We start from the raw sequence: 22,548 nt of genomic DNA on the forward strand, positions 1-22,548 counted from the left end.
AACGGGATCTGATCACTGTGCCCGTTGACTTACGAAAGGAAACGGCAGGGTGACAGGCCTCTCACTTTCAACATTGCGCAAACGACTGCGAACAAGCGCCTTCTGCGCTGCCTTGTTGGCTGTGTCCGCTGCAATGCCCGGCCCGGCGTCGGCGGTTGAATCCATCGTCACAAAGGCACCGAAGGCCTTCCTGCTCGAACCTGAATCCGGCACCGTTCTTTATTCAAAGGCCCCTGACGAACCCTTCACGCCTGGCTCGCTCGTCAAGGTCATGACCGCGGCAACCATTTTCAAGCTTCTGAAAGAAGGCGAGGCGCAGCCGGATCAGCTTTGCAATGTCAGTGAACATGCCTGGCGCACGGGCGGTGCACCGTCTCGTAAATCGACCATGTTCGCCGCCATCAAGTCGGACATCGCGATCGAGGACCTTCTGAAAGGATTGCTCGTCCACAACGCCAATGATGCGGCGATTGTGCTTGCGGAGTGCATCGACGGCTCCGAAGAGGCTTTCGCACAGCGCATGACGGAACTGGCCGCGTTCCTTGGCATGACCGCGAGCACCTTTTCAAATGCGACCGGCTATTACGATGCGCCCAACAGCACGACGGTGCGCGACCAGGCCCGGCTCGCCGAATATATCGTAGAGCAGCATCCGGACCTCTACGATCTGTTTTCCATTCCGGAATTCACCTGGAACAAGATCTACCAGCGGAACAAGAACCCACTTCTGGGCGAAATCAGGAAACTCGACGGACTGGGCGGCGGCAATCACCCGGAGGACGGTTTTTCCGGTCTTGCTTCTGTGGACCGTAACGGACGACGTATCATTGCAGCCGTCGCCGGCCTCAATTCGGACAAGCATCGTCTGCAATCGCTCAACGAGGTGATCGGCGGTGCCTGGGAATTCTACGCGATCAAGACGATCTACCCGGCCGGCGAAAAAATCGCCGACGGGCGCGTTTTCGGCGGCGTTGAAGGCACGGTGCCGCTCGTGGCAAAAGCTGATGTCAACGTCCTGCTCGCCCGGGGCGGAAGCCTCGATTACCGGCTGCGCGTTGTTTACGACGGTCCGCTGCAGGCTCCTGTGAACAAGGGAACCCCAGCCGGAGAACTGCGTGTCATCGGCAAGGAAGGGGTCGTCTACAGGGCACCCCTGGTCACCGGCGCGGACGTTCCCGAAGGCACACTGATGAACAGGGCGATGGACGGTCTGCAGGAACTCCTGTTTGGCTGGATCGGATAAGTCCCCAGCAGCGTGCAGCCGGACGCAATTCCCTGTTTGAAAGCGGCACGTTTGCCCTGTATCAGTTGATAGGCAAGGCCAAGCGTTCATGTGACGGGCCGGCCTGAAGGAGACGGGAAAAGCTTGTCGGGACATTTCATTACCTTCGAAGGCGGAGAGGGGGCGGGCAAGTCGACACAGATCGCCCGCCTGAAGGCGTTTCTGGAAAAAAACGGCAAGTCGGTCGTCGTCACGCGCGAGCCGGGGGGATCGCCGGGCGCGGAAAAGATCCGGTCGCTGCTGTTGTCGGGTGGTGCAAAAGATCAGGGGCCGCGCGCTGAAGCGATGCTGTTCGCGGCGGCGCGCGCGGATCATGTCGATGCCACGATCAGACCTGCGCTGGAACGCGGCGACTGGGTTCTGTGCGACAGGTACGCCGACTCCACGCGCGTGTACCAGGGCGAGGCAGGTGTTGAACAGGACTATCTCAAGCTTCTGGAACTGGCCGCCGTTGCGGGTCTCAGGCCAGACATGACCCTCTTGATCGATGTGCCGCCGAAGATCGGCCTGAGCCGTGTCGCCAAACGGTCCGAGACAGACGACAGCGGCGGACCGGACCGTTTCGAGGATGAAGCTGTCGCCGTCCACGAACGAAGACGCAAAATGTTCCTGCAACTGGCCCTTGATGAGGCCTACCGCTTTACGATTATTGACGGGTCACGCGACGAGGACTTTGTCGAGCGCGAAGTCCGCAAGTCGGTCGTGACTACATTTCCGGAGGAATTCGACATCGACGCGGCCGACATGGCAACCGCAGACAGGCCGTTCTGATGGCGCGCCGAACTGAACCCGTCGACATCCCGGAAGTGGATGCGCTGCCCGGGTACCCGTTGCCGAATGAACAGACACGCCTTGTTGGTCACAAGGCGACGGAAAGAGCGCTCCTGGACGCCTACCGTTCGCAGCGCATCCATCACGCCTGGATCCTCGGCGGCGCCAAGGGCATCGGCAAGGCGACCCTGGCATTCCGGTTTGCGAAATTCATCGTCGCCAATCCCGACCGGTTCGGGCCGCAAGTTGCCGCTGCCGCCGATCTCTCTGTCCCCGGGGATCATCCGGTGTTGAGGCAGGTGGCGGCGGGCGGTCACCCGAACATTCTGCATCTGCGCAGGCCCTGGGACGAGAAATCCAAACGGTTCAAAACCGATCTCCCGGTAGATGAGGTCCGCAGGACCGTCTCTTTTTTCGGGACGACGGCTTCGGCGAAAGCCTGGCGTATCTGCATCGTCGATGCCGCAGACGACATGAATGCGAGTTCTGCCAACGCCCTGTTGAAGATACTCGAGGAACCGCCGGAGCGCTGCCTCTTTCTGGTTCTCAGCCACGCGCCGGGACGCCTCCTGCCGACCATACGCTCCAGGTGCCGCCGGCTCGGCCTGGACGCGCTCACCCCATCCGAAATTTTGGAAGGTCTGCAGTTGCTTGGTGTGGATCCCCTCCCGGCGGCCAATGACCTCGATGAACTTGCAGCGACGGCCGACGGAAGTCTGCGGGCGGCCATTTCCCTGTTGTCCGGTGACGGGCTTGCGATCGCTAAGGGCGTGCGGCGTCTGGCAGACAATGCATCACAACTGGACCTCAGCGCCGTCCATGCGCTTGCCGATCTCGTCGCCGCCCGCGGTCAAACCGACAACTGGTTGAATTTTCAACATGTTCTGGAGCGCCTGTGTCACGAACGCATGAGCCGGGATGTCAAGGCCGGCGTGCGGTCAGCCTATCGCCAGGTCGAACTTTGGGAAAACGCTAGCCGGGCGATCCGGGATGCGGAAGCGCTCAATCTCGACCGGAAACAAGTGGTACTCGACTTTTTCTTCGCCTTGCGCGCAGCCTGAGCGGAACCGCTCTTGGGAAATAACCGGTTTCCGGCTATCAAGGCGCGCTGAACAGTCTCGATTCCAGGATCTTTCATGCTTGTCGACAGCCATTGCCACCTCGATTTTCCAGATTTCGACAACGAGCGGGACGACCTGATCGCGCGGGCGCATGCCGCGGGTGTCGATCTGATGGTCACCATCTGCACGCATATCCGCAAGTTCGACCGGATCAAGGCAATCGCGGAAACCTATGACGAAGTCTACTGTTCCGTCGGCACGCATCCGCACAATGCCGGCGACGAGCGCGGCATCCCGGTTGAAGACATTGTTGCCCTGGCGGCTCATCCGAAGGTTGTCGCAATCGGTGAAGCCGGTCTCGACTATTTCTATGACAAGGCGCCGCGCGATGCACAGGCCGAGGGCCTGCGTGTTCATATCGAGGCCGCACGTCAGACAGGCCTGCCACTTGTCATTCATGCGCGCGACGCGGACGACGACATGGCGGCGATCCTGCGCGAGGAAATGGGGAAGGGGGCCTTCCCTGCTCTCCTGCACTGTTTCTCCTCCGGACGGGATCTTGCCCTTACCGGGATCGAACTCGGTCTCTATGTTTCCTTTTCCGGCATTCTGACCTTCAAGAAGTCCGAAGACCTGCGCGCGATAGCACGGGACCTTCCGGCCGACCGGCTCCTGGTCGAAACGGATGCACCTTACCTTGCCCCCCAGCCCCGGCGCGGCAAACGCAACGAGCCTGCCTATACGGCCATGACCGCTGCCGTTCTGGCTGAAACACGGGGTGTCTCCGAAGAAGAGATGGCACGTCAGACAACCGAGAATTTTTTCCGGCTGTTTAAAAAGGTCCCAAGGCCCGCCGCATTCGGCGGGACGGCACAGCAATGAGTGTCCGCCTGACGATCCTGGGGTGCGGATCATCCGCCGGCGTGCCGCGCATCGGCAATGACTGGGGCGCTTGCGACCCGGAAGAGCCGAAAAACCGCCGCCGGCGCTGCTCGCTCCTGGTCGAAAAACGCGGCGAATACGGGTGCACAACGGTCCTGATTGACACGGGCCCGGATCTGCGCGAACAGATGCTGACGGCAAATGTCAGCCATGTGGACGCTGTGCTTTACACCCATGCACATGCCGATCATCTGCACGGGATCGACGACCTGCGTGCCTTCTGGCTGCTCAGCCGTCGCCGCACACCCGTCTATATGGACGATGAAACACACCAGCGCGCCCTGGAGGCCTTCCGCTACTGTTTCGAAAAACCGGAAGGCTCGAACTATCCTCCGATCCTGGAGCATCGGTCGGTCGAACATGGCAAGCCGGTCGAGATCGTCGGAGACGGCGGCACGCTGACATTCGAGCCGATCACCGTCAGGCATGGCGACATCGATGCGCTTGGCTACAGGATTGACAACGCGGCTTACATCCCGGATGTATCCGACATCTCAGAAAACTCTCTCAATAGTCTGAAATCACTTGATATTCTTATTTTGGACTGCCTTCGGCGCACACCGCATCCGAGCCATTTCTGCCTTGAGGATTCGCTGCAATGGACGGCACGGATCAAGCCGAAATCCGCGGTTTTCACGAACCTGCATTGCGATCTCGACTACGCTGAACTGAGCCGCGAATTGCCGGAAACGATCCAGCCGGCCTATGACGGTATGCAGATCGATCTGACAGTCCTTGAAGACGAAACCGGTCAGATGAGTCATGCCGGGTAAAACAACCCCGAAATTGCCGACAGTCGAACGATTGACAAGGTCGGCCGTTCACTACCTGGAACGCTACAGTTCGTCGCAAAACAATCTGCGCAAGGTACTGGAACGCCGCATCCTGAAAGCCTGCCGTCATCACGGCCTGGATCCGGCGGACTTCTCCGGAATGATCGACAAGGTCCTGAAAAAATGCGTCGATTCCGGGCTGGTCAATGATCGCGCCTATGCAGAGACCAAAACGGCAAGCCTCAGACGCCGCGGCGGCTCGCGCCGCAAGATCGAAGCGCAGTTGGCACAGAAAGGCGTTGATCGCGACACGATCCGGTCCGTGCTGGACGACGGTGCCGGAACCGAGGAAGAAGCCGCCGGAGCGTATGCACGAAGACGCAGGCTCGGTCCGTTTCGCAACGCCGCAGACAGAGCGGCACGCCGCGAGAAAGATCTTGCTGCCATGTGCCGCGCAGGTTTTTCATTCGACATCGCGGTGCGGGTCATCGAGTCTGCAAAAGACGACGCGTAGCGGTGCAGGCAGACACAGCGGCAAGCGCGTTGCGCTAAACGCCTGAAATTCAGCGCCGTTTCGCCTATGTAAAAATATTCCATAATATTGATTATGCGAATTAGAGATATGGATCTTGCCTGACACAATACCGGTACCTTCAAACCCACCCCTCGATCCGTCACGCACTTCTTCAAAGGCGTGTCGCGCGTCCCTGACGTCGTCGTTCCAGGGTAAGGCCTTCGTCGTGACACGCCGGCAAAGAAATATGCTTGTTGCAATCGCACAGGATCCGGGTTCGCCCGCGATCCGCAAACGTTTCCTTCGGCAATGTGATTCACAACACGGACGAAACCTGGATTTTTGATAGACTTGTGTTTGACTGTTTGAAACGTCCGCCGGGAAACCGGCGTGTCATATACCCGGTCCACGACACGAGGATGGCGACCATGTCCGCGACGTTTAATGCATCTGATTGGGAAGTGTCCGGTTACATGGACGCCGGCGTCGGCGCGGGTATTGCCGGCGGATACTGGACCTTCATTTTCAGAAGCCGCGCGGCGAACTATGCAGGCCTTTACGGCTTTACCGGTGGCGGACTGGGATTTGGCGGTCGCGGCGGCTCGATATCCCTTCCCGAGTTCGGCGGCGAAGCCGCGCACTATTCCTACACGCGCATCAACTGCAACCGCATTTTCAGCGCCAACGACCTGGACGGCTGCTATGGCCGGCTGACGACGGCGGGCGCCGGTGCGGGCGCAGGATACGGCCTGTGCAGCATCACGGCCGGCAACATGGGCGGCATGCTTTTCAGCAGCCAGGATGTCAACGGGCCGGGTTTCACGGCAGGTGCGTCCGCGATGACCACGATGGGCATCTGGGCACGCGTGACCGTCCTGAGTTACTCAATGACGTGAACCGCAAGGTAGATGTTTTCTCGCAGAGACCTGTCAATTTACACAAATTTACGCAGCGTAATCTTGGTGTTAGCCTGTGCTTCCCGAACTGGTTAAATCTGAACGCGGACAGGCAATCGAGAATGCCGCCTGGTTTGATCAGATCGGCAAAAATCGGAACGGGAGGCAAACTCATGAAAAAATACGTCATTGAGCGCGACATCGAAGGCGTCGGCAACATGAACGCCGAACAGCTTTGCGGCGCAGCCAACACATCCAATGATGCACTGGCCCAGCTTGCCCCAACGGTGCAGTGGCAGCACTCATATGTCACGGGCGACAAGACCTTTTGCATCTACCTTGCAGAGGACGAGCAGGCGATCCGGAAACACGCTGAAATCAGCGGCTTTCCGGCGAACAAGATTACCGAAGTCGTCACCTTGATCGACCCGACAACGGCAGGCTGATCACAACGGGAAAACGGAGCGCTGCGAAAGGCGCGCCGTTATGCCCGGCACGCGAACCGCACGGTCAGTCGTCGTAGCTTGCCCCTCGCCCGCGCATTTTCTTGATCTGTCCGCGCTGCTTCTTGGCGTCAAGACGGCGTTTCTTCGACCCAAGTGTCGGCTTGGTCGCCTTGCGGGGCTTCGGTTTCTCCATCGCCCTGCGCAGAAGGTCCAGCAGCCGTTCGAGCGCGTCCTCGCGGTTGCGCTCACGCGTTCGGAAGCGGTCGGCCTGAAGGACGATTTCGCCATGCTGCGTGAGGCGACTGCCCGCAATCCGCGCCGCGCGCGACTTGACGTCCTCCGGCAGGGTGTCGTTGCCCGCAAGATTGAACCGCAATTGCACGGCCGTGGAGACCTTGTTGACGTTCTGCCCACCGGGCCCGGATGCCCGGATGAACTCCTCGGAGATGTCCTCTTTTCTGATATGGATCTTGCCAAGAACCGGAATGCGCGATGCGGAATGAGGATCTACCGGTTCGTCGTCCACGATTACGCTCCGCTGTCCTGCGGAACTGTCAGACCGACCCCGTTGAGCAGAAGCCGCGTCACAGAAGCAACGGTCTCTTCGAAGAACTCCGGATCACTGAGATCCCTCCCCGTCAACGCTCTGACCTGAATGGAGAAATCCGCGTAGTGCTGCGTTGTCGCCCAGATCGTGAAGATCAGGTGCACAGGGTCGATCAGCTGCATTCTGCCGGTTTCGATCCAGTTGTCGATGACCTGGGATTTTTCTTCGACGAGACGTTTCAGCTCGCCTTCCAGAATCGGCAGGATCTGGGGTGCGCCCTGCATGACCTCATTTGCGAACAGCCGGGACGCTTCGGGATAGTCCGCCGACATCTGGATCTTCTGACGGATATAGGCGGCCAGTTCCCGCGCCGGTTCGCCGTCCGCGTCAAGGGTTTTCAGCGGTGCAAGCCAGACCTCCAGGATATGCGCGAGCGTCGCCTTGTAGATCGCTTCCTTGGACGAGAAGTAATAGAGCAGGTTCGACTTCGACATGCCCGCTTCCGCAGCAATGCGTTCGACCGTCGCGCCGGAAAACCCCTTCCTTGAGAATTCGCTCAAGGCGGCCTCCAGAATAAGCGAACGGTTTCGCTCCTGAATCCGGCTGAGGCCTCCATTTTTCTGAGAAACCGATCCCTGCCCTTCAAGACTTGTCATCAAATACGTCCGCTTCCAACCTTAAAACCGCCCTGTGCCGGGCACGTGTCGCAACCGGCCAAACTCTTTGAATTCGGCCATTTTTGAGCGGTCATGTCTGCTTCAGAAGCTGATTGACCACAAATTGGTCATGCCGAATGGAATTGCATCTTGACCATTTGGTCAAATTACTCCTAGGGTAAATTGACCAACTGGTCAGAAGGCTAGTCGAACATCTGGTTGCCTGCAACGGGGAACTCTTGAAGCGTCGCACCTATCTGATCAACATAACCAGAACCGGCGAATGCCGGACAAGGCCGAAACGGCCAACCAGAGATCGATCGGCGCTTCTTTGCTTGGAGAATACGGCAAGAAGAGCCAGGAACAGTGTGGTGAGAGGACCAGCATCGCCGGGCGCTTGCTCCCTGCAGGCCGGCAAATCGTGGGCGCTTTCTCCAGCACGAGCAGATAGACCGCCAGCCCTTGAAGCAGGGCTGCAAGGAGGACGCATGTCAGCGCCGGCACAGGCAGCAACCAACAATCTTGAAGCCTTCTGGATGCCGTATACGGCGAATCGCCAGTTCAAGAAGGCGCCGCGCATGTTCGTCTCGGCCAAGGACATGCACTACACGACCGCCGATGGCCGTCAGGTCCTTGACGGGACTGCGGGCCTTTGGTGCTGCAACGCCGGTCATTCGCGCCCGAAGGTCGTCGAGGCGGTTCAGAAACAGATCGCGGAGCTGGACTATGCGCCCGCGTTTCAGATGGGCCACCCGAAAGCCTTCGAATTGGCCGCCCGCCTGTCGGCCATGATGCCCTCGCCGCTCGACCATGTCTTTTTCACCAACTCCGGCTCCGAAAGCGTCGACACGGCCCTGAAGATCGCTCTCGCCTATCAGCGTGCCATCGGACAGGGCACCCGCACCCGACTGATCGGCCGTGAACGCGGCTATCACGGCACCGGCTTCGGCGGCATCTCGGTCGGCGGTATCGTCGCCAACCGCAAAACCTTCGGGACGATGCTCACCGGCGTCGACCACATGCGCCACACGCATGATCCGGAGCGCAATGCATTCTCGCGCGGCATGCCGGAAAACGGCGCCGAATATGCCGAAGACCTGATCCGCATCATCCAGTTGCACGACCCCTCCACGATTGCGGCTGTCATCGTCGAGCCGGTCGCCGGATCGACCGGTGTCCTGATCCCGCCGAAGAACTACCTGGAGCGGCTGCGCAAGATCTGCGCCGACAATGGCATTCTGCTGATTTTCGACGAAGTCATTACCGGGTTCGGCCGCCTCGGATCGCCCTTCGCGACCGATTTCTTCGGCGTGACGCCGGATCTGGTGACAACAGCCAAGGGTCTCACCTCGGGCGTCATCCCGATGGGAGCCGTGTTCTGTTCTTCGGACATCTACCAGGCCTTCATGACCGGTCCGGAACACATGATTGAGCTGTTTCACGGTTACACCTATTCCGGTCACCCGGTGGCCTGTGCCGCTGCGCTTGCAACGCTCGACACCTATGACGAGGAAGACCTGCTGACGCGGGCGGCAGGGCTGGCACAATACTGGGAAGACGGCCTGCATGCGCTCAAGGACTGCCCGCATGTCATCGATATCCGCAATCTCGGTTTGATCGGCGCGGTTGAACTTGAGCCGATCGCCGGCGAGCCGACAAAACGCGCTTTCTCCGCCTTCCTGAAAGCCTATGATGATGGCATCCTGATCCGCACGACCGGTGATATCATCGCCCTCTCCCCGCCTCTCATCATCTCGAAGGAACAGATCGATGAGCTCTTCGGGAAATTGCGTGCGGTCCTCGAGGCGATTGACTGACGGGATCGAACAGAAGGCTAGGCGTCATGAAACGGGAACAGGCAACAGCCACGCAGCTGATTGACGACGACAGGGTCCGTGTCACCCGTTTCGACTTTGTGCCGGGCGCCGAAACCGGCTGGCACCGGCACGAAATGGACTACGTTATCACGGCGCTGACCGACTGCCGCATGCTTCTGGAAGAACCCGGTGGAGAAAGCCGTGAGGTCCTGGTTCCGGCCGGAACCGTCTACCGCCGCGATGAAGGCGTCGAACACAATGTAATCAACGGCGGGGACGAACCCATGTCCTTCGTCGAAACGGAATTGAAATAGGAGATTTCAGATGGCAGCTCCGGGCGAAAACCTGAGGATCAACGCGGACCGTCTGTGGGACAGCCTCATGGAGATGGCCAAGATCGGTCCCGGCGTTGCCGGCGGCAACAACCGGCAGACCCTCACTGACGAGGATTCCGAAGGCCGCAAGCTGTTCCAGAAGTGGTGCGAGGAGGCCGGCATGACGATGGCGGTCGACACCATGGGCAACATGTTCATGACCCGTCCGGGAACCGATCCCGATGCCCTGCCCGTCTATGTCGGCTCCCACCTCGACACCCAGCCGACCGGCGGCAAGTATGACGGCGTGCTCGGTGTCCTGGGTGGCCTTGAGCTTGTACGCTCGATGAACGATCTCGGTGTGAAGACGAAACATCCGATCGTGGTCACCAACTGGACCAACGAGGAAGGCACGCGCTACGCGCCTGCAATGCTGGCCTCCGGTGTGTTTGCGGGCGTTCACACCCAGGACTGGGCCTATGACCGTGAAGACGCCGAGGGCAAGTCCTTCGGCGATGAACTGAAACGCATCGGCTGGGTTGGCGACGAAGAGGTCGGCGCCCGCAAGGACAAGATGCACGCCATGTTCGAGTTGCACATCGAGCAGGGACCGATCCTGGAGGCCGAAGGCAAGGATATCGGTGTCGTCACGCATGGCCAGGGTCTCTCCTGGACGCAAGTCACCGTCACCGGCAAGGACAGTCACACAGGGTCCACACCCATGCCGATGCGCAAGAACGCCGGTCTCGGCATGGCGAAGATCCTCGAACTTGTCGACGATATCGCCTGGTCCCATGCGCCTCATGCGGTCGGCGCTGCCGGTCATATCGATGTCCATCCGAATTCGCGCAACGTCATCCCCGGTAAGGTTGTCTTCACGGTCGATTTCCGTTCCCCGAACCTGGCCGTCATCCAGGACATGGAAGAACGGCTGAAGACCGGCGCGAAGAAGATCTGCGACGAGATGGGCCTTGAGGTGGAGTTCGAGAAGGTCGGCGGCTTCGACCCGGTAGAGTTCGACAAGGGCTGCGTCGAAGCCGTACGCAACGCCGCCGAACGCCTCGGCTACAGCCACCGGGACATCATTTCCGGCGCCGGACACGATGCCTGCTGGATCAACAAGGTCGCCCCGACGGCCATGATCATGTGCCCGTGCGTCGACGGCCTGTCGCACAACGAAGCCGAGGAAATCACCCGCGAATGGGCCAAGGCCGGCGCGGATGTTCTCTTCCACGCGGTTGTCGAGACGGCGGAGATCGTGGGGTAGTCAGCCGGCACCAACAGGAAAGCTCATGAAACTGCAAACACTGGCTGCAATTCTGATCGTCTTAGCCACAATCGCTGCAGTTCTTCTAGGTTTTGAAGAACCGTTCGCTGTTGTGGTCTTGCTCCAGTTTCCGCTGGTGCTCTTCGTTTTTGTTGCTGGCCTTGTGGCGACAGTGTGCTTCGGGTTCATTGGGCCAACAGTCATTTGCGGTATCGTCGCATCAGTTTTGCTTTGGCTTTTTGATGCGAACTCAAACCATCTGCTTTTCGTTGGTCTGGTTGCTTTTGCGGTGCCGTTTGCTTTCGTCCAGTTGCTGAATGACGCAGTGCGATACATTCTGAGATTCGGTAGAAATTTGAAAAACACATAAGGGGAACGATGATGGCGAGCAAAGTGATCAAGGGCGGCACGGTTGTCACCGCCGACCTGTCCTATGAAGCCGATGTGAAGATCGAGGGTGGCAAGATCGTCGAGATCGGCCCGAACCTCTCGGGTGACGAAACACTCGACGCGACCGGTTGTTACATCATGCCGGGCGGCATTGATCCGCATACCCACCTGGAAATGCCCTTCATGGGCACGTTCTCTTCCGACAATTTCGACAGCGGCACCCGCGCGGCGCTGGCCGGTGGCACGACCATGGTCGTCGACTTCGCTCTGCCCTCACCCGGCCAGTCGCTGCTGGAAGCGCTGCAGATGTGGGACAACAAGTCGACAATGGCCCATTGCGACTATTCATTCCACATGGCGATCACCTGGTGGGGCGAGCAGGTCTTCAACGACATGCAGGAAGTCGTCCAGAAGAAGGGCATCAACACCTTCAAGCACTTCATGGCCTACAAGGGCGCCCTGATGGTGAACGACGACGAGATGTACGCCTCGTTCCAGCGCTGTGCCGAGCTCGGCGCCCTGCCCCTGGTCCACGCCGAAAACGGCGATGTCGTCGCCAGCCTGCAGCAAAAACTGCTCGCGGAAGGCCACAACGGACCGGAGGGCCATGCCCATTCCCGTCCGCCGGAAGTGGAAGGCGAAGCCACCAACCGCGCGATCATGATCGCCGACATGGCAGGCGTCCCGGTCTATATCGTGCACACCTCGTCCGAGCAGGCGCACGAAGCCATCCGCCGGGCGCGCCAGAATGGCATCCGCGCCTATGGCGAGCCGCTCATCCAGCACCTGACACTGGACGACAGCGAGTATTATCACCACGACTGGGACCACTCGGCGCGCCGCGTGATGTCGCCGCCCTTCCGGGACAAGAAGCATCAGGATTCGCTCTGGGCGGGTCTCGCCGCGGGTTCGCTCCAGGTTGTCGCCACCGACCACTGCGCCTTCACCACCGAGCAGAAGCGCACCGGCGTCGGCGATTTCACCAAGATCCCGAACGGCACCGGCGGCCTTGAGGACAGATTGCCGATGCTGTGGACCTACGGCGTCAACACCGGCCGCCTGACACCGAACGAATTCGTCGCCGTCACTTCAACCAACATTGCAAAAATCCTCAATATCTATCCGAAAAAAGGCGCTGTTTTCGTTGGCGCGGATGCCGATCTGGTGGTCTGGGACCCGGAAAAGGAAAAGACCATCACCGCGGGCAACCAGCAGTCGGCGATCGACTACAACGTCTTCGAGGGCAAGAAGGTCAAGGGCCTGCCGCGCTACACGCTCACCCGGGGCCGCGTTGCCGTGGAAGACGGCACGGTCAACCACAAGCAGGGCCACGGCGAGTTCGTGGCGCGCGAACCGTTCCACGCTGTCAACAAGGCGCTCAGCACCTGGAAGGAACTCACCGCGCCGCGCAAGGTGGAACGCACCGGCATTCCTGCCAGCGGGGTCTGATGGCGGAAGTCCTCCGCGGTTGCCAATGAACGGCCTCGCAGAAGGCACAAATTGCTCCCTCTCCCATGGGGAGAGGGCGGGGGTGAGGGGGTCAGGTGCAGCGGAATGCGGACAGATTTGTCCCCTCACCCGGACCTGCGGTCCGACCTCTCCCAGCGGGAGAGGTGACTTGGGGCGAACGCGTTGCGCCGAAAACCTGCCTTGAAGACCGAACCTGCAAGGCATGGTCTGGAAAATGAAAAACGGAAAAGAGAATGTTGACTGCCGCTGAAATCGAAGACGGACTGGACGATGCAATGAAGGAACAGGACAAGCGGGTTATCGACATCGACAAGCTGTCGCTCACCTTCCAGACCAATGACGGCCCGGTTCATGCGCTGTCCGATATCGATCTGAAGATCGACGAAGGCGACTTCGTGTCCTTTATCGGCCCGTCCGGCTGCGGAAAGACGACGCTCCTGCGCGTCATAGCCGACCTGGAACAGCCCACGGCAGGCACGATCACCGTCAATGGCGTGTCACCGCACGAGGCGCGCCTCAACCGGGCCTACGGCTATGTCTTCCAGGCGGCCGCGCTCTATCCCTGGCGCTCGATTGCCAAGAACGTCGCCCTGCCACTGGAAATAATGGGGCTGTCCCGGGCCGAGCAGCAGGAGCGGATCGCACGGAACATGGACCTGGTGAACCTCTCCGGTTTCGAGCAGAAATATCCATGGCAGCTCTCCGGCGGCATGCAGCAGCGCGCGTCCATCGCTCGCGCCCTGGCGGTTGAGCCGGATCTTCTCCTGATGGACGAGCCCTTCGGCGCGCTGGACGAGATCGTCCGCGATCACCTCAACGAACAGCTGCTTCAGCTCTGGGCCAAGACCAACAAGACGGTTGTCTTCGTCACCCACTCCATTCCGGAAGCCGTGTTTCTCTCCACCAAGATCGTCGTGCTCTGCCCGCGCCCGGGCCGCATCTATGATGTTATCGAGAGCGACCTTCCGCGCGACCGCAACCTCGATATCCGTGAATCCCCGGAATTCCTCAAGATTGCGCACCGCGTCCGCGACGGCTTGCGTGCGGGGCATTCCTATGAGGATTGAGCCCGCTGAAAGGTATGAGATCCGCAGCGCAAACCGCAGCGACATGACAAGGTGCGGCGAGATCCTGAACGACTGGATCGATGAAACACCCTGGATGCCACGTGTCCACTCACATCAGGACGTCGTTCGGTATCATACTGACTTCGTTCACGAAAACCGCGATGTTCTGGTTGCGGAGCGCGATGACAACGAGGTCTGTGGGTTTGCCGCAACAAGCTCCGATGCCGTCGTCACCGGATTTTATCTCGCTCCGGAGGCCCGGCAGAGAGGCCTCGGCCTTCAGTTGCTGAACCATATCAAACAGGCATATCCGTCTGGTCTCAGTCTCTGGACCTTCGTGGCCAACACCGGTGCCCGGAAGTTCTATGAGCGTGAAGGCTTTTCCGAACAGCGCCGGACAAACGGCGACAACGAGGAAAACCTGCCGGACATCCTCTATTGCTGGCAATCGGAAGGAGCGGCCGCATGACCGACACCGCCCTCACCTCGCCCCGCACCAATCTCAGCCCGTTTGCCGGGCTCATGTCCGGCACGGTCGGACCGGTGACGGTGGTTGTCCTCGCGATCCTGGCGATCTGGTACATCGCCGCAGCCGCGCTCAACACGCCGTTCCAGCAGGAAATGTACGAGCGCGCCGGGCAGGAACACGTCCAGTTCAGCCAGCTCATCGCCGATACCTGGGCCCAGGAGCGGCCTGTTCTGCCGGCACCGCACCAGGTCGTCATCGAGATCTGGAACACCACGGTCGAAAAGAAGATCACCTCCAAGCGCTCGCTGGTCTATCACAGCAGCATCACCCTCTCCTCGACCTTGCTCGGCTTCCTGATCGGTACGACGCTGGGCATTCTGCTTGCCGTCGGCATCGTGCATTCCCGCGTTCTCGACAAGTCCCTGATGCCCTGGATCATTTCCTCCCAGACGATTCCGATACTGGCGATTGCCCCGATGATCATAGTGGTCCTCAATGCGATCGGCATCTCCGGGCTCTTGCCCAAGGCCATGATCTCCACCTACCTGTCGTTCTTTCCGGTCACCGTCGGCATGGTGAAGGGCCTGAGATCGCCGGAAGTCATCCACATGGACCTGATGCACACCTACTCCGCAACGCGGGTGCAGGCCTTCTGGAAGCTGCGCCTGCCCTACGCGGTGCCCTTTCTCTTCACCTCCATGAAGATCGGCATGGCGGCCTCGCTCGTCGGGGCCATCGTCGGTGAACTGCCGACCGGCGCCGTTGCCGGACTGGGCGCGCGCCTGCTGGCGGGGTCCTATTACGGACAAACGATCCAGATCTGGTCGGCGTTGATCGTGGCGGCGTTTCTGGCCGGCTCGCTCGTGGCGCTGATCGGCATCATGGAAAAAGTCACGCTCAAGCGGATGGGGATGGCGCAATGACACCGGCAACAGCCACGAAACGGCGTTTCGACATGCCCGCCATCCTCGCCTGGTTCATCGTTGCGATGGTGGTCGTGGGCCTCTTCAGCCGCATCTTTGAACCCGACCTCGGGGTGATGGACGTTCCGCGTCTGTCAATCTGCCTGGTGATCCTCGGCATCGCCGCCGTCCGTTACGAACTCGGCTTCATGCGCAACCGGATCGGTGATCTGATCCTCGGGCTCGTGACCGCGATCGCCGCGTGGCTGCTCATCAGCGTGGCGTCCAACCACGAAGGCGAGGCAGCCCTCGGCTTCTGGGCACTGACGGCGGCCACCTGGGCGGCGTCCTGGCTGTTTGTCGAAAGACTGGCCATCTGGAAAACCGCCTCACCTCTTGCTGCCCGGCTCGTCAATCTTGCCATTCCGGCGCTCTTCGGCATGGCCATCCTGCTCCTTTGGGAAGTCATCGTCACCGGCGCGGGCGTTCCGAAAGTGCTGCTCCCTGCCCCATCCGAAATCTGGGTGCGTCTGGCGACATCGGTGCCGATCCTCTGGGCGGACTTTCAGCAGACTTTCCTGAAGGCGGTTCTGGCCGGCTATGCCATGGGCTGCGGTTCCGCGTTCCTGATCGCCATTCTCGTGGATCGCGTGCCGTTCCTGCGCCGCGGCCTGCTTCCCATCGGCAACCTTGTCTCCGCCCTTCCGATCATCGGCGTCGCACCGATCATGGTGATGTGGTTCGGCTTCGACTGGCCCTCCAAGGCCGCTGTTGTCGTGATCATGACCTTCTTCCCGATGCTGGTGAACACGGTCTCTGGACTGGCCGCTTCCGATGCGATGCAACGCGATCTCATGCGGACATACGCCTCGAACTACTGGCAGACACTTTTCAAGCTGCGCCTGCCGATGGCCATGCCGTTCATCTTCAACGCCCTGAAGATCAATTCCACTCTTGCCCTGATCGGCGCCATCGTCGCCGAATTCTTCGGCACACCGATTGTCGGCATGGGCTTCCGTATCTCCACGGAGGTCGGACGCATGAACGTGGACATGGTCTGGGCGGAGATCGCGATTGCCGCCCTGGCGGGCTCGCTGTTCTACGGCGTCATCGCCCTGCTGGAACGGGCCGTCACCTTCTGGCACCCGTCGATACGGGGGTAACGGCAACAACGATTTCGAGGACGTTTTCCGGTCAACGTGGCAAGAGACGCCTAGCCTTGCAATCTCCAACGTCATTGCAGGCTTGATGCATCAATGTCCGGTTTAACCCGGCACGGGTTTCATGCGGTGGTCCTCAGTCAATGAACTTGTCATTCCGGCTGAAGCGAAGCGGAAGGCCGGAACCCAGTAACCACGTGCTTCTCTTTCTTGTCTTGATCTCTACCCACTGAGTCTACTGGATCCCGGTCTTGCCGCTTACACGGCAAACCGGGATGACAAATCAGGAAAGCAAGTCTGTGTTACTGATCTGGCGCCGGACGGCAGTGGACTTGATCCGGCAATCCATGCCCGGATCGACTGGAGAGACATGGGATGGAAACCACGACATGGCGCAAAAGAGTTCCGGCGCGAAAATCTTGTGCTTTGAGGTCCCCCAGCCTCATTTTCGGTTTTTCGCGCCGTGCAGCCGTGCCTTAATGCTGGCATTCAGAAAGACATTACCCCGCCGGTTCGACCTGACACGAAAACGGGAAAAGCGCCCTCATGACACCCAGCCGTGACATTGCCCGCCTCATCGAAATCATGGCCGCGCTGCGCACGCCCGTTACCGGGTGCCCGTGGGATCTGGAACAGTCCTTCGAGACGATCGCGCCCTATACGCTCGAAGAGGCCTATGAGGTTGCCGATGCGATTGCCAAGAACGACATGCTGGACCTGCGCGAGGAACTGGGCGACCTGCTTCTGCAGGTCGTCTACCACGCCCGCATGGCCGAGGAAGATGATCATTTCGATTTCGGAGACGTTGTCGAGGGTGTCACCAAGAAAATGATCCGGCGCCATCCCCATGTTTTCGGCGACGAGAACGGCGAAAAGGCGGATCACGTCAAGGGGATTTGGGAACGGATCAAGGCCGAGGAAAAAGCCGAGAAACTCGCGGAAAGGCAGGCACACGGCCTCAGCGAAGACAAAAGGCGGTTTCTGGACGAGGTGCCGACCGCCTTTCCCGCGCTGCAGGAAGCGGACAAACTACAGCGCAAGGCGTCGAAGGTCGGCTTCGACTGGAACGATGCGCGTCTCGTGCTCGACAAGATCCGCGAGGAAACCCACGAACTCGACGAGGAACTGTCCCGGAGCGCGCCGGACAAGGCGCGCATCACCGATGAACTCGGTGACACGCTTTTCGCCCTCGCAAATCTCGCGAGGCATCTCGATATAGATCCTGAAGAGGCATTGCGGCGGACCAACCGGAAATTCCGGACCCGGTTCTCTGCGATCGAAGACCACGCCGACAGGAACGGCACCACGCTCCTGGCAATGACCCTCGATGAAATGGAAGCAGCCTGGCAGGCGGCAAAACAATCAGGGGATGCAGAAAGGCGGTAGAAGCAGTTACCTGAAACACGGAAGCTTTTCCGATGCTTCTATTTTCGCAGCGTCGGCGCGTTGCAACACTGGTTGCAGCGCAGCTGTCCCCTTGAGCTGGCAAGTTTCGGTGCTGCGGTTTTCAGTTACTTTCTGACGCGATCGGGCAATACCAGCCATGCCGCCGGCTCCGCCGACGCCTGATGCTGTACGTCAGCTGTCAGCCTCGACATAGGCGGCAAACAGATCGCGGAACGGTCCCCGCTGCTTGTCGGAGACGCGGACTTCAGCGGTCACCGCTTCCTCGCTGTCGACCCGGTTGAGAACCTCGGACATCTGGTAGAGTTTCGCCAGGAGCGCGCCCTCTGCAACGGGGAGACGAACGCTCAGAATGTCATCGTGCTGGGCGATGAACTGATCGATCCGGGATGAAAGCTGCTCGACGCCGGCACCGGTCAGCGCGGAAACGGCGACAGGCCCGTCCTCTCCGGCTTCAGAAAGCAGTTTTTCACGGTACGCCGCGTCCAGGCAGTCGATCTTGTTCCAGACCTCGATGACCGGCGCTCCGGTCAACGCATCGACACCCAGTTCGTCGAGCGTTTTCTTCACGTCCTCTGCCTGTGCATCGCTGTCCGGATGGGAAATGTCGCGCACATGCAGGATCAGGTCTGCCTCGAGGACTTCCTCGAGCGTCGCCCGAAACGCGGCAACCAGATGCGTCGGCAGGTCCGAAATGAACCCCACCGTGTCGGAGAGGATCACCTCCTTGCCGTGCGGAAGGGTCACCTTGCGGAGCGTCGGGTCAAGCGTGGCAAAAAGCAGGTCCTTGGCGAAGACATCGGCCTCGGTCAGCCGGTTGAACAGCGTCGACTTGCCGGCATTGGTGTAGCCGACCAGCGCCACGACCGGCTGCGGGATCTTCTTGCGTTTCTTCCGATGAAGGTTGCGCGTGCGGCGAACGCTTTCCAGTTGCTTCTGAAGTGCGATGATGCGGTCCTGGATCTGCCTGCGGTCGGCCTCGATCTGGGTCTCGCCCGGACCGCCCATGAAGCCGGCCCCGCCCCTCTGCCGCTCAAGGTGCGTCCAGGACCTCACAAGACGGCTCTTCTGCCAGGTCAGGTGCGCCAGATCGACCTGCAGGCGGCCTTCCTTGGTGCGGGCCCGGTCGCCGAAAATCTCAAGGATCAGGCCGGTCCTGTCGATGACCTTGGTTTTGAGCTGCCGCTCGAGGTTTCGCTGCTGCACGGGCGACAGGGGATGGTCTATGACGACGAGATCCAGGTCTTCGCTTGCGACCACTCCCGCCAGCTCGGAGACCTTGCCTTCGCCAAACAGGGTTCCCGGCTTGGGATTGTTCACCTTGACGACGCCGGAGTGAATGATCTGAAGGTTGATCGCCGCGCTCAGCCCGATCGCTTCTTCGAGACGCGCCTCGGGGCTTCGATTGCCGCGCAGATCTTGCTGTCCGGCATCACCGCGAAGTTGCAGCACCGGCTCGATAATCATCGCACGGAAGGGCTGAGGCAGGCGATCCACCCCAGTGTCTTTTATTCTGAGCGTTTTATGTCCCGGTTCTTCGGGTCCGTTTGATTTCGAAAAATCGTCTGCGCGAGACTTAGGTTTCAATCAGCCAGCCTTTTCAGCGTTTTCCTCAGCCTGATCGAACAGTTGAACAGGGCCGTTTGGCATAATTGTGGAAATCGCGTGTTTATAGACGAGCTGGGAGTGCCCGTCGCGGCGCAACAGGACGCAAAAATTGTCGAACCAGGTCACGACACCCTGCAATTTCACACCGTTGATGAGAAAAATTGTCAGGGGAGTTTTTTGTTTGCGAACGTGGTTGAGGAAAGTGTCTTGGAGATTTTGTGCGCGCTCAGCCATCAGTGTTTTTATCCTGTTTTACCCCCGGATGCGGCCGAGCATCCGGCTTTGTCGGCAGCTTACCGTCAAAAGCTATTGAATTTCAAACGTTAAGGTTTGAAGTTCTGCCCGCGTTTTGTTTCGCCCACTCAAAGAGCTGTCTGCCTCAGCCCCTTTTACGTCGTATTTATACACCTAGACAAGACCAATTGAGTCATGCCGTCTGCAAATCAGTAGCAGTATGGAACAGTTCACGCAATCGCAATGCAACAGAACCCGGATGACCATTGCCGACAATTCTGCCATCGACACGTGTCACAGGCATCACAAGTGTTGACGCAGCGGTAACAAATGCTTCCTTGGCCTCGAAGGCCTCTTCGAGACTGAAGGGCCGTTCTTCGAACGTCAGCCCTTCCCTTTCGACAAGGTCAAGTACCACCGCCCGCGTGATCCCGCGGAGAATACCGTTCTCGGCCGGTCGCGTCACCAGCGCCCCGTCCTTTGTCACGATCCAGGCATTGGTGGAACCGCCTTCCGTGACATTGCCGTCGCCGTCGATGTACCAGGCTTCCTTGCCGCCGTTTTCCTTGGCGTGCTGTTTCGCCAGCACGTTGGGTAGCAGCGCAACGGTCTTGATATCGACGCGCGGCCAGCGGTTCTCCGGGTAACTGACAACGGAGATGCCCTTTTCCGCCTGGGCTTCAGCAGCGGCCGGATTGGTTGACTTTGCGGTCACCACGATCGACGGGGCAACGTCCTCTGGCGGGAAAAAATGATCCCGTTTGGCCACACCGCGCGTGACCTGGATGTAGACCAGCCCGTTCTTGACGAGATTTCTGCGGACAACCTGGCGCAACACGAATTCAACCGCGCTCCGGCTCATGGGCCAGTCGATCTGGAGCTCGCTCAAGGACCGGCCCAGCCGGTCGAGGTGTCTCGGCATGTCGACAATCTTGCCGTGCCAGACTTCACATACCTCGTAAACACCGTCTGCAAACTGATAGCCGCGGTCTTCCACATGCACCGCTGCGTCGCCATGACGAACGTACTGACCGTTGACATAAGCAATCCGGCTCATGAACACTCCAAAACAAGCAAAAACACATCCAGCCAGACGGCCTTCGGAACATTTTTGAACGTTCGGTCAGATAATTGCAAGCTCAGAATAGCGGCAATTCGCCTAAAAGAAATCGAGACTCACGCGGAACATCTGCTCGACCTGCCGGACACGATTGGCAACGGCAAAGATGACGATACGGTCCTGCGCCTGGATCTGAAGTTCTCCGTTCGGAGTAAGCACCTCGCCTCCCCTGAAGACGGCACCGACGCGAATTCCGGACGGCAGATCGATGACCCGTAGCGGCTTGCCGACCAGCGGTGATGTATCGAGGGCCTCGGCTTCCACGATCTCCGCCGCACCGTTCTGAAGCGAATGAACCCCGCGTATCCGGCCACGGCGCACATGCTGGAGTATCCTTGAAATCGTGACGGCCCGCGGATTGATGAACGCGTCGATCCCCAGCGCATTGGCAAAGGCCGGATAACTCGGATTGTTCAGAAGCGACAGCGAGCGCCGGCATCCGAGCTTCTTGGCCATCACGGACGACAGGATATTGACCTCGTCCTCGTTGGTAAGGGCGACCATCGTGTCGGCATCGCCCGCATCGGCCTCATTCAGGATAATCTGGTCGAGCGCACTGCCATGCAGGATGACCGACCGCTTGAGTTCGTCGGCGACCGACATGGCCCGTTCGCGGGACGCCTCGATCAGCTTGATCTTCGTTCCGCTCTGACGTTGCTCAAGCGCCTTGGCGACATAGAGCCCGATATTGCCGCCTCCTGCGATCACGACCTTGGCGGCCTCCGGCTCCTCGTGTCCGAAGATGCTCAATGTCCTGCGGACCTGGTCGCGCCGCGCCACGACGTAAGCAAGGTCGCCGGTCAGAATGCTGTCGCTGCTCTTGGGCACGAACAGCCGGTTGTTCCGGTAAAGCCCGACGACGACGGCTCCGAGGTCCGGAAACAGTTCCGTCAGCTGCCTGAGCGGCGTGTCGACCACCGGACAGTCCTCTTCGCACATGATGCCGACCACAACCACATGATCGTCCGCGAAACGGACGGTCTCGACGGCTCCGGGCAATGCAAGGCGCCGGAGCACCATCTCGCCGACCTCGATCTCCGGCGAGATGATCACGTCGATCGGCATGTTGTCGCGCGAGAACAGATTGCGCCAGCGGCCCTGCAGGTAGGATTGCGCGCGAATACGCGCGACCTTCGTCGGGACGTTGAAAAGGGAATGCGCAACCTGGCAGGCAACCATGTTCACTTCGTCGTAGAGTGTCACTGCGACGATCATGTCGGCTTCCTCGGCGCCCGCCTGCGCCAGAACGTCCGGATGCGCACCATGGCCGACAAAGCCGCGCACATCGAGATGATCGCCGATCGCGTTGATCAGCTGCGGTGAAGAATCGATGACCGAAACGTCGTTCTGCTCCGCGGCAAGACGCTCTGCGATCCCGTATCCGACCTGACCGGCGCCACAAATGACGATTTTCATGGAAAGACTCTTTCCCGATTCG

Annotated in this window: 24 protein-coding genes; 18 read left to right on the forward strand and 6 right to left on the reverse strand. The window is 59.8% G+C overall.

The window, feature by feature from the left end; genetic code table 11:
• Positions 1-133 precede the first annotated feature (133 nt).
• The 8 genes from ACO07N_RS22095 (at position 134) to ACO07N_RS22130 (ending at position 6,685) form a co-directional block, all read left to right on the forward strand.
• Positions 134-1,243 carry a D-alanyl-D-alanine carboxypeptidase family protein gene (locus ACO07N_RS22095; protein WP_421983095.1) on the forward strand — a complete coding sequence of 370 codons (1,110 nt, stop codon included), beginning with the start codon at positions 134-136 and terminating at the stop codon, positions 1,241-1,243.
• 123 nt (positions 1,244-1,366) lie between these two features.
• Positions 1,367-2,053 (forward strand): dTMP kinase, encoded by a 687-nt coding sequence (gene tmk, locus ACO07N_RS22100; protein WP_421983096.1) that lies wholly within the window; start codon positions 1,367-1,369, stop codon positions 2,051-2,053.
• Positions 2,053-3,114, forward strand: coding sequence for a DNA polymerase III subunit delta' (locus tag ACO07N_RS22105; RefSeq protein WP_421983097.1), 1,062 nt, complete (start codon positions 2,053-2,055; stop codon positions 3,112-3,114). The genes tmk and ACO07N_RS22105 overlap by 1 nt, the downstream gene beginning before the upstream one ends.
• Before the next feature lie 75 nt (positions 3,115-3,189).
• Positions 3,190-3,996 carry a TatD family hydrolase gene (locus tag ACO07N_RS22110; protein WP_421983098.1) on the forward strand — a complete coding sequence of 269 codons (807 nt, stop codon included), beginning with the start codon at positions 3,190-3,192 and terminating at the stop codon, positions 3,994-3,996.
• Complete coding sequence (locus ACO07N_RS22115; RefSeq protein ID WP_421983099.1) at positions 3,993-4,829, forward strand: MBL fold metallo-hydrolase; 837 nt, start codon at positions 3,993-3,995, stop codon at positions 4,827-4,829. The genes ACO07N_RS22110 and ACO07N_RS22115 overlap by 4 nt, the downstream gene beginning before the upstream one ends.
• A complete protein-coding gene (locus ACO07N_RS22120; protein ID WP_421983100.1) occupies positions 4,819-5,343 on the forward strand; it encodes a regulatory protein RecX in 525 nt (174 codons plus the stop codon). Before ACO07N_RS22115 ends, ACO07N_RS22120 begins: the two co-directional genes overlap by 11 nt.
• A gap of 428 nt (positions 5,344-5,771) precedes the next feature.
• Entirely contained in the window at positions 5,772-6,239 is a 468-nt protein-coding gene (locus ACO07N_RS22125; protein WP_421983101.1) for a hypothetical protein, read from the forward strand.
• 173 nt (positions 6,240-6,412) lie between these two features.
• Positions 6,413-6,685 (forward strand): DUF4242 domain-containing protein, encoded by a 273-nt coding sequence (locus tag ACO07N_RS22130; protein ID WP_421983102.1) that lies wholly within the window; start codon positions 6,413-6,415, stop codon positions 6,683-6,685.
• 64 nt (positions 6,686-6,749) lie between these two features.
• Here ACO07N_RS22130 and arfB read toward each other — a convergent pair whose 3' ends face one another.
• Positions 6,750-7,211, reverse strand: coding sequence for an alternative ribosome rescue aminoacyl-tRNA hydrolase ArfB (gene arfB / locus ACO07N_RS22135; RefSeq protein WP_421983103.1), 462 nt, complete (start codon positions 7,209-7,211; stop codon positions 6,750-6,752).
• 2 nt (positions 7,212-7,213) lie between these two features.
• Positions 7,214-7,888 (reverse strand): HTH-type transcriptional regulator RutR, encoded by a 675-nt coding sequence (gene rutR, locus ACO07N_RS22140; protein ID WP_421983104.1) that lies wholly within the window; start codon positions 7,886-7,888, stop codon positions 7,214-7,216.
• 488 nt (positions 7,889-8,376) lie between these two features.
• Between rutR and ACO07N_RS22145 the strand changes: the two genes are divergently transcribed.
• From ACO07N_RS22145 to mazG, 10 genes are all read left to right on the forward strand, one after another.
• Entirely contained in the window at positions 8,377-9,705 is a 1,329-nt protein-coding gene (locus ACO07N_RS22145; RefSeq protein ID WP_421983105.1) for an aspartate aminotransferase family protein, read from the forward strand.
• A gap of 26 nt (positions 9,706-9,731) precedes the next feature.
• The gene (locus ACO07N_RS22150; RefSeq protein WP_421983106.1) at positions 9,732-10,019 is read left to right on the forward strand and encodes a cupin domain-containing protein; all 288 of its coding nucleotides are present in this window, start codon (positions 9,732-9,734) and stop codon (positions 10,017-10,019) included.
• A gap of 10 nt (positions 10,020-10,029) precedes the next feature.
• Positions 10,030-11,286 (forward strand): Zn-dependent hydrolase, encoded by a 1,257-nt coding sequence (locus ACO07N_RS22155; RefSeq protein WP_421983107.1) that lies wholly within the window; start codon positions 10,030-10,032, stop codon positions 11,284-11,286.
• A gap of 25 nt (positions 11,287-11,311) precedes the next feature.
• A complete protein-coding gene (locus tag ACO07N_RS22160; RefSeq protein WP_421983108.1) occupies positions 11,312-11,656 on the forward strand; it encodes a hypothetical protein in 345 nt (114 codons plus the stop codon).
• Positions 11,657-11,667: 11 nt separating this feature from the next.
• Positions 11,668-13,125 carry a dihydropyrimidinase gene (hydA, locus tag ACO07N_RS22165; protein WP_421983109.1) on the forward strand — a complete coding sequence of 486 codons (1,458 nt, stop codon included), beginning with the start codon at positions 11,668-11,670 and terminating at the stop codon, positions 13,123-13,125.
• Between the two features lie 296 nt (positions 13,126-13,421).
• On the forward strand, positions 13,422-14,213 hold the full coding sequence (locus ACO07N_RS22170; RefSeq protein WP_421984475.1) for an ABC transporter ATP-binding protein: 792 nt from the start codon (positions 13,422-13,424) through the stop codon (positions 14,211-14,213).
• Positions 14,203-14,682 (forward strand): GNAT family N-acetyltransferase, encoded by a 480-nt coding sequence (locus tag ACO07N_RS22175; protein ID WP_421983110.1) that lies wholly within the window; start codon positions 14,203-14,205, stop codon positions 14,680-14,682. Before ACO07N_RS22170 ends, ACO07N_RS22175 begins: the two co-directional genes overlap by 11 nt.
• The gene (locus ACO07N_RS22180; protein ID WP_421983111.1) at positions 14,679-15,605 is read left to right on the forward strand and encodes an ABC transporter permease; all 927 of its coding nucleotides are present in this window, start codon (positions 14,679-14,681) and stop codon (positions 15,603-15,605) included. Before ACO07N_RS22175 ends, ACO07N_RS22180 begins: the two co-directional genes overlap by 4 nt.
• A complete protein-coding gene (locus ACO07N_RS22185; protein ID WP_421983112.1) occupies positions 15,602-16,747 on the forward strand; it encodes an ABC transporter permease in 1,146 nt (381 codons plus the stop codon). Before ACO07N_RS22180 ends, ACO07N_RS22185 begins: the two co-directional genes overlap by 4 nt.
• Positions 16,748-17,290: 543 nt before the next feature.
• Entirely contained in the window at positions 17,291-18,130 is an 840-nt protein-coding gene (mazG, locus tag ACO07N_RS22190; RefSeq protein ID WP_421983113.1) for a nucleoside triphosphate pyrophosphohydrolase, read from the forward strand.
• Between the two features lie 192 nt (positions 18,131-18,322).
• On the opposite strand, the gene hflX is transcribed toward mazG, so the two are convergent.
• The 4 genes from hflX to trkA all read right to left on the reverse strand — a co-directional run bounded on the left by hflX (position 18,323) and on the right by trkA (position 22,526).
• Complete coding sequence (gene hflX / locus ACO07N_RS22195; protein ID WP_421984476.1) at positions 18,323-19,615, reverse strand: GTPase HflX; 1,293 nt, start codon at positions 19,613-19,615, stop codon at positions 18,323-18,325.
• Between the two features lie 120 nt (positions 19,616-19,735).
• Positions 19,736-19,993 (reverse strand): RNA chaperone Hfq, encoded by a 258-nt coding sequence (gene hfq / locus ACO07N_RS22200; RefSeq protein ID WP_172670818.1) that lies wholly within the window; start codon positions 19,991-19,993, stop codon positions 19,736-19,738.
• A 190-nt stretch (positions 19,994-20,183) separates the two neighbouring features.
• Positions 20,184-21,047, reverse strand: coding sequence for a D-amino-acid transaminase (locus tag ACO07N_RS22205; protein ID WP_421983114.1), 864 nt, complete (start codon positions 21,045-21,047; stop codon positions 20,184-20,186).
• A gap of 102 nt (positions 21,048-21,149) precedes the next feature.
• A complete protein-coding gene (trkA, locus tag ACO07N_RS22210; protein WP_421983115.1) occupies positions 21,150-22,526 on the reverse strand; it encodes a Trk system potassium transporter TrkA in 1,377 nt (458 codons plus the stop codon).
• Between the last annotated feature and the right edge of the window lie 22 nt (positions 22,527-22,548).

The organism is Roseibium sp., from assembly GCF_965229775.1.
Lineage (GTDB): Bacteria > Pseudomonadota > Alphaproteobacteria > Rhizobiales > Stappiaceae > Roseibium.

Coding starts and splice junctions, on each gene's coding strand:
- ACO07N_RS22095 (WP_421983095.1), top strand. CDS start 134: ATGCCCGGCCCGGCGTCGGCGGTTGAATCCATCGTCACAAAGGCACCG.
- ACO07N_RS22105 (WP_421983097.1), top strand. CDS start 2,053: ATGGCGCGCCGAACTGAACCCGTCGACATCCCGGAAGTGGATGCGCTG.
- ACO07N_RS22110 (WP_421983098.1), top strand. CDS start 3,190: ATGCTTGTCGACAGCCATTGCCACCTCGATTTTCCAGATTTCGACAAC.
- ACO07N_RS22115 (WP_421983099.1), top strand. CDS start 3,993: ATGAGTGTCCGCCTGACGATCCTGGGGTGCGGATCATCCGCCGGCGTG.
- ACO07N_RS22120 (WP_421983100.1), top strand. CDS start 4,819: ATGCCGGGTAAAACAACCCCGAAATTGCCGACAGTCGAACGATTGACA.
- ACO07N_RS22125 (WP_421983101.1), top strand. CDS start 5,772: ATGTCCGCGACGTTTAATGCATCTGATTGGGAAGTGTCCGGTTACATG.
- ACO07N_RS22130 (WP_421983102.1), top strand. CDS start 6,413: ATGAAAAAATACGTCATTGAGCGCGACATCGAAGGCGTCGGCAACATG.
- rutR (WP_421983104.1), bottom strand. CDS start 7,888: ATGACAAGTCTTGAAGGGCAGGGATCGGTTTCTCAGAAAAATGGAGGC.
- ACO07N_RS22145 (WP_421983105.1), top strand. CDS start 8,377: ATGTCAGCGCCGGCACAGGCAGCAACCAACAATCTTGAAGCCTTCTGG.
- ACO07N_RS22150 (WP_421983106.1), top strand. CDS start 9,732: ATGAAACGGGAACAGGCAACAGCCACGCAGCTGATTGACGACGACAGG.
- ACO07N_RS22155 (WP_421983107.1), top strand. CDS start 10,030: ATGGCAGCTCCGGGCGAAAACCTGAGGATCAACGCGGACCGTCTGTGG.
- ACO07N_RS22160 (WP_421983108.1), top strand. CDS start 11,312: ATGAAACTGCAAACACTGGCTGCAATTCTGATCGTCTTAGCCACAATC.
- hydA (WP_421983109.1), top strand. CDS start 11,668: ATGGCGAGCAAAGTGATCAAGGGCGGCACGGTTGTCACCGCCGACCTG.
- ACO07N_RS22170 (WP_421984475.1), top strand. CDS start 13,422: ATGAAGGAACAGGACAAGCGGGTTATCGACATCGACAAGCTGTCGCTC.
- ACO07N_RS22175 (WP_421983110.1), top strand. CDS start 14,203: ATGAGGATTGAGCCCGCTGAAAGGTATGAGATCCGCAGCGCAAACCGC.
- ACO07N_RS22180 (WP_421983111.1), top strand. CDS start 14,679: ATGACCGACACCGCCCTCACCTCGCCCCGCACCAATCTCAGCCCGTTT.
- ACO07N_RS22185 (WP_421983112.1), top strand. CDS start 15,602: ATGACACCGGCAACAGCCACGAAACGGCGTTTCGACATGCCCGCCATC.
- mazG (WP_421983113.1), top strand. CDS start 17,291: ATGACACCCAGCCGTGACATTGCCCGCCTCATCGAAATCATGGCCGCG.
- hflX (WP_421984476.1), bottom strand. CDS start 19,615: ATGATTATCGAGCCGGTGCTGCAACTTCGCGGTGATGCCGGACAGCAA.
- ACO07N_RS22205 (WP_421983114.1), bottom strand. CDS start 21,047: ATGAGCCGGATTGCTTATGTCAACGGTCAGTACGTTCGTCATGGCGAC.
- trkA (WP_421983115.1), bottom strand. CDS start 22,526: ATGAAAATCGTCATTTGTGGCGCCGGTCAGGTCGGATACGGGATCGCA.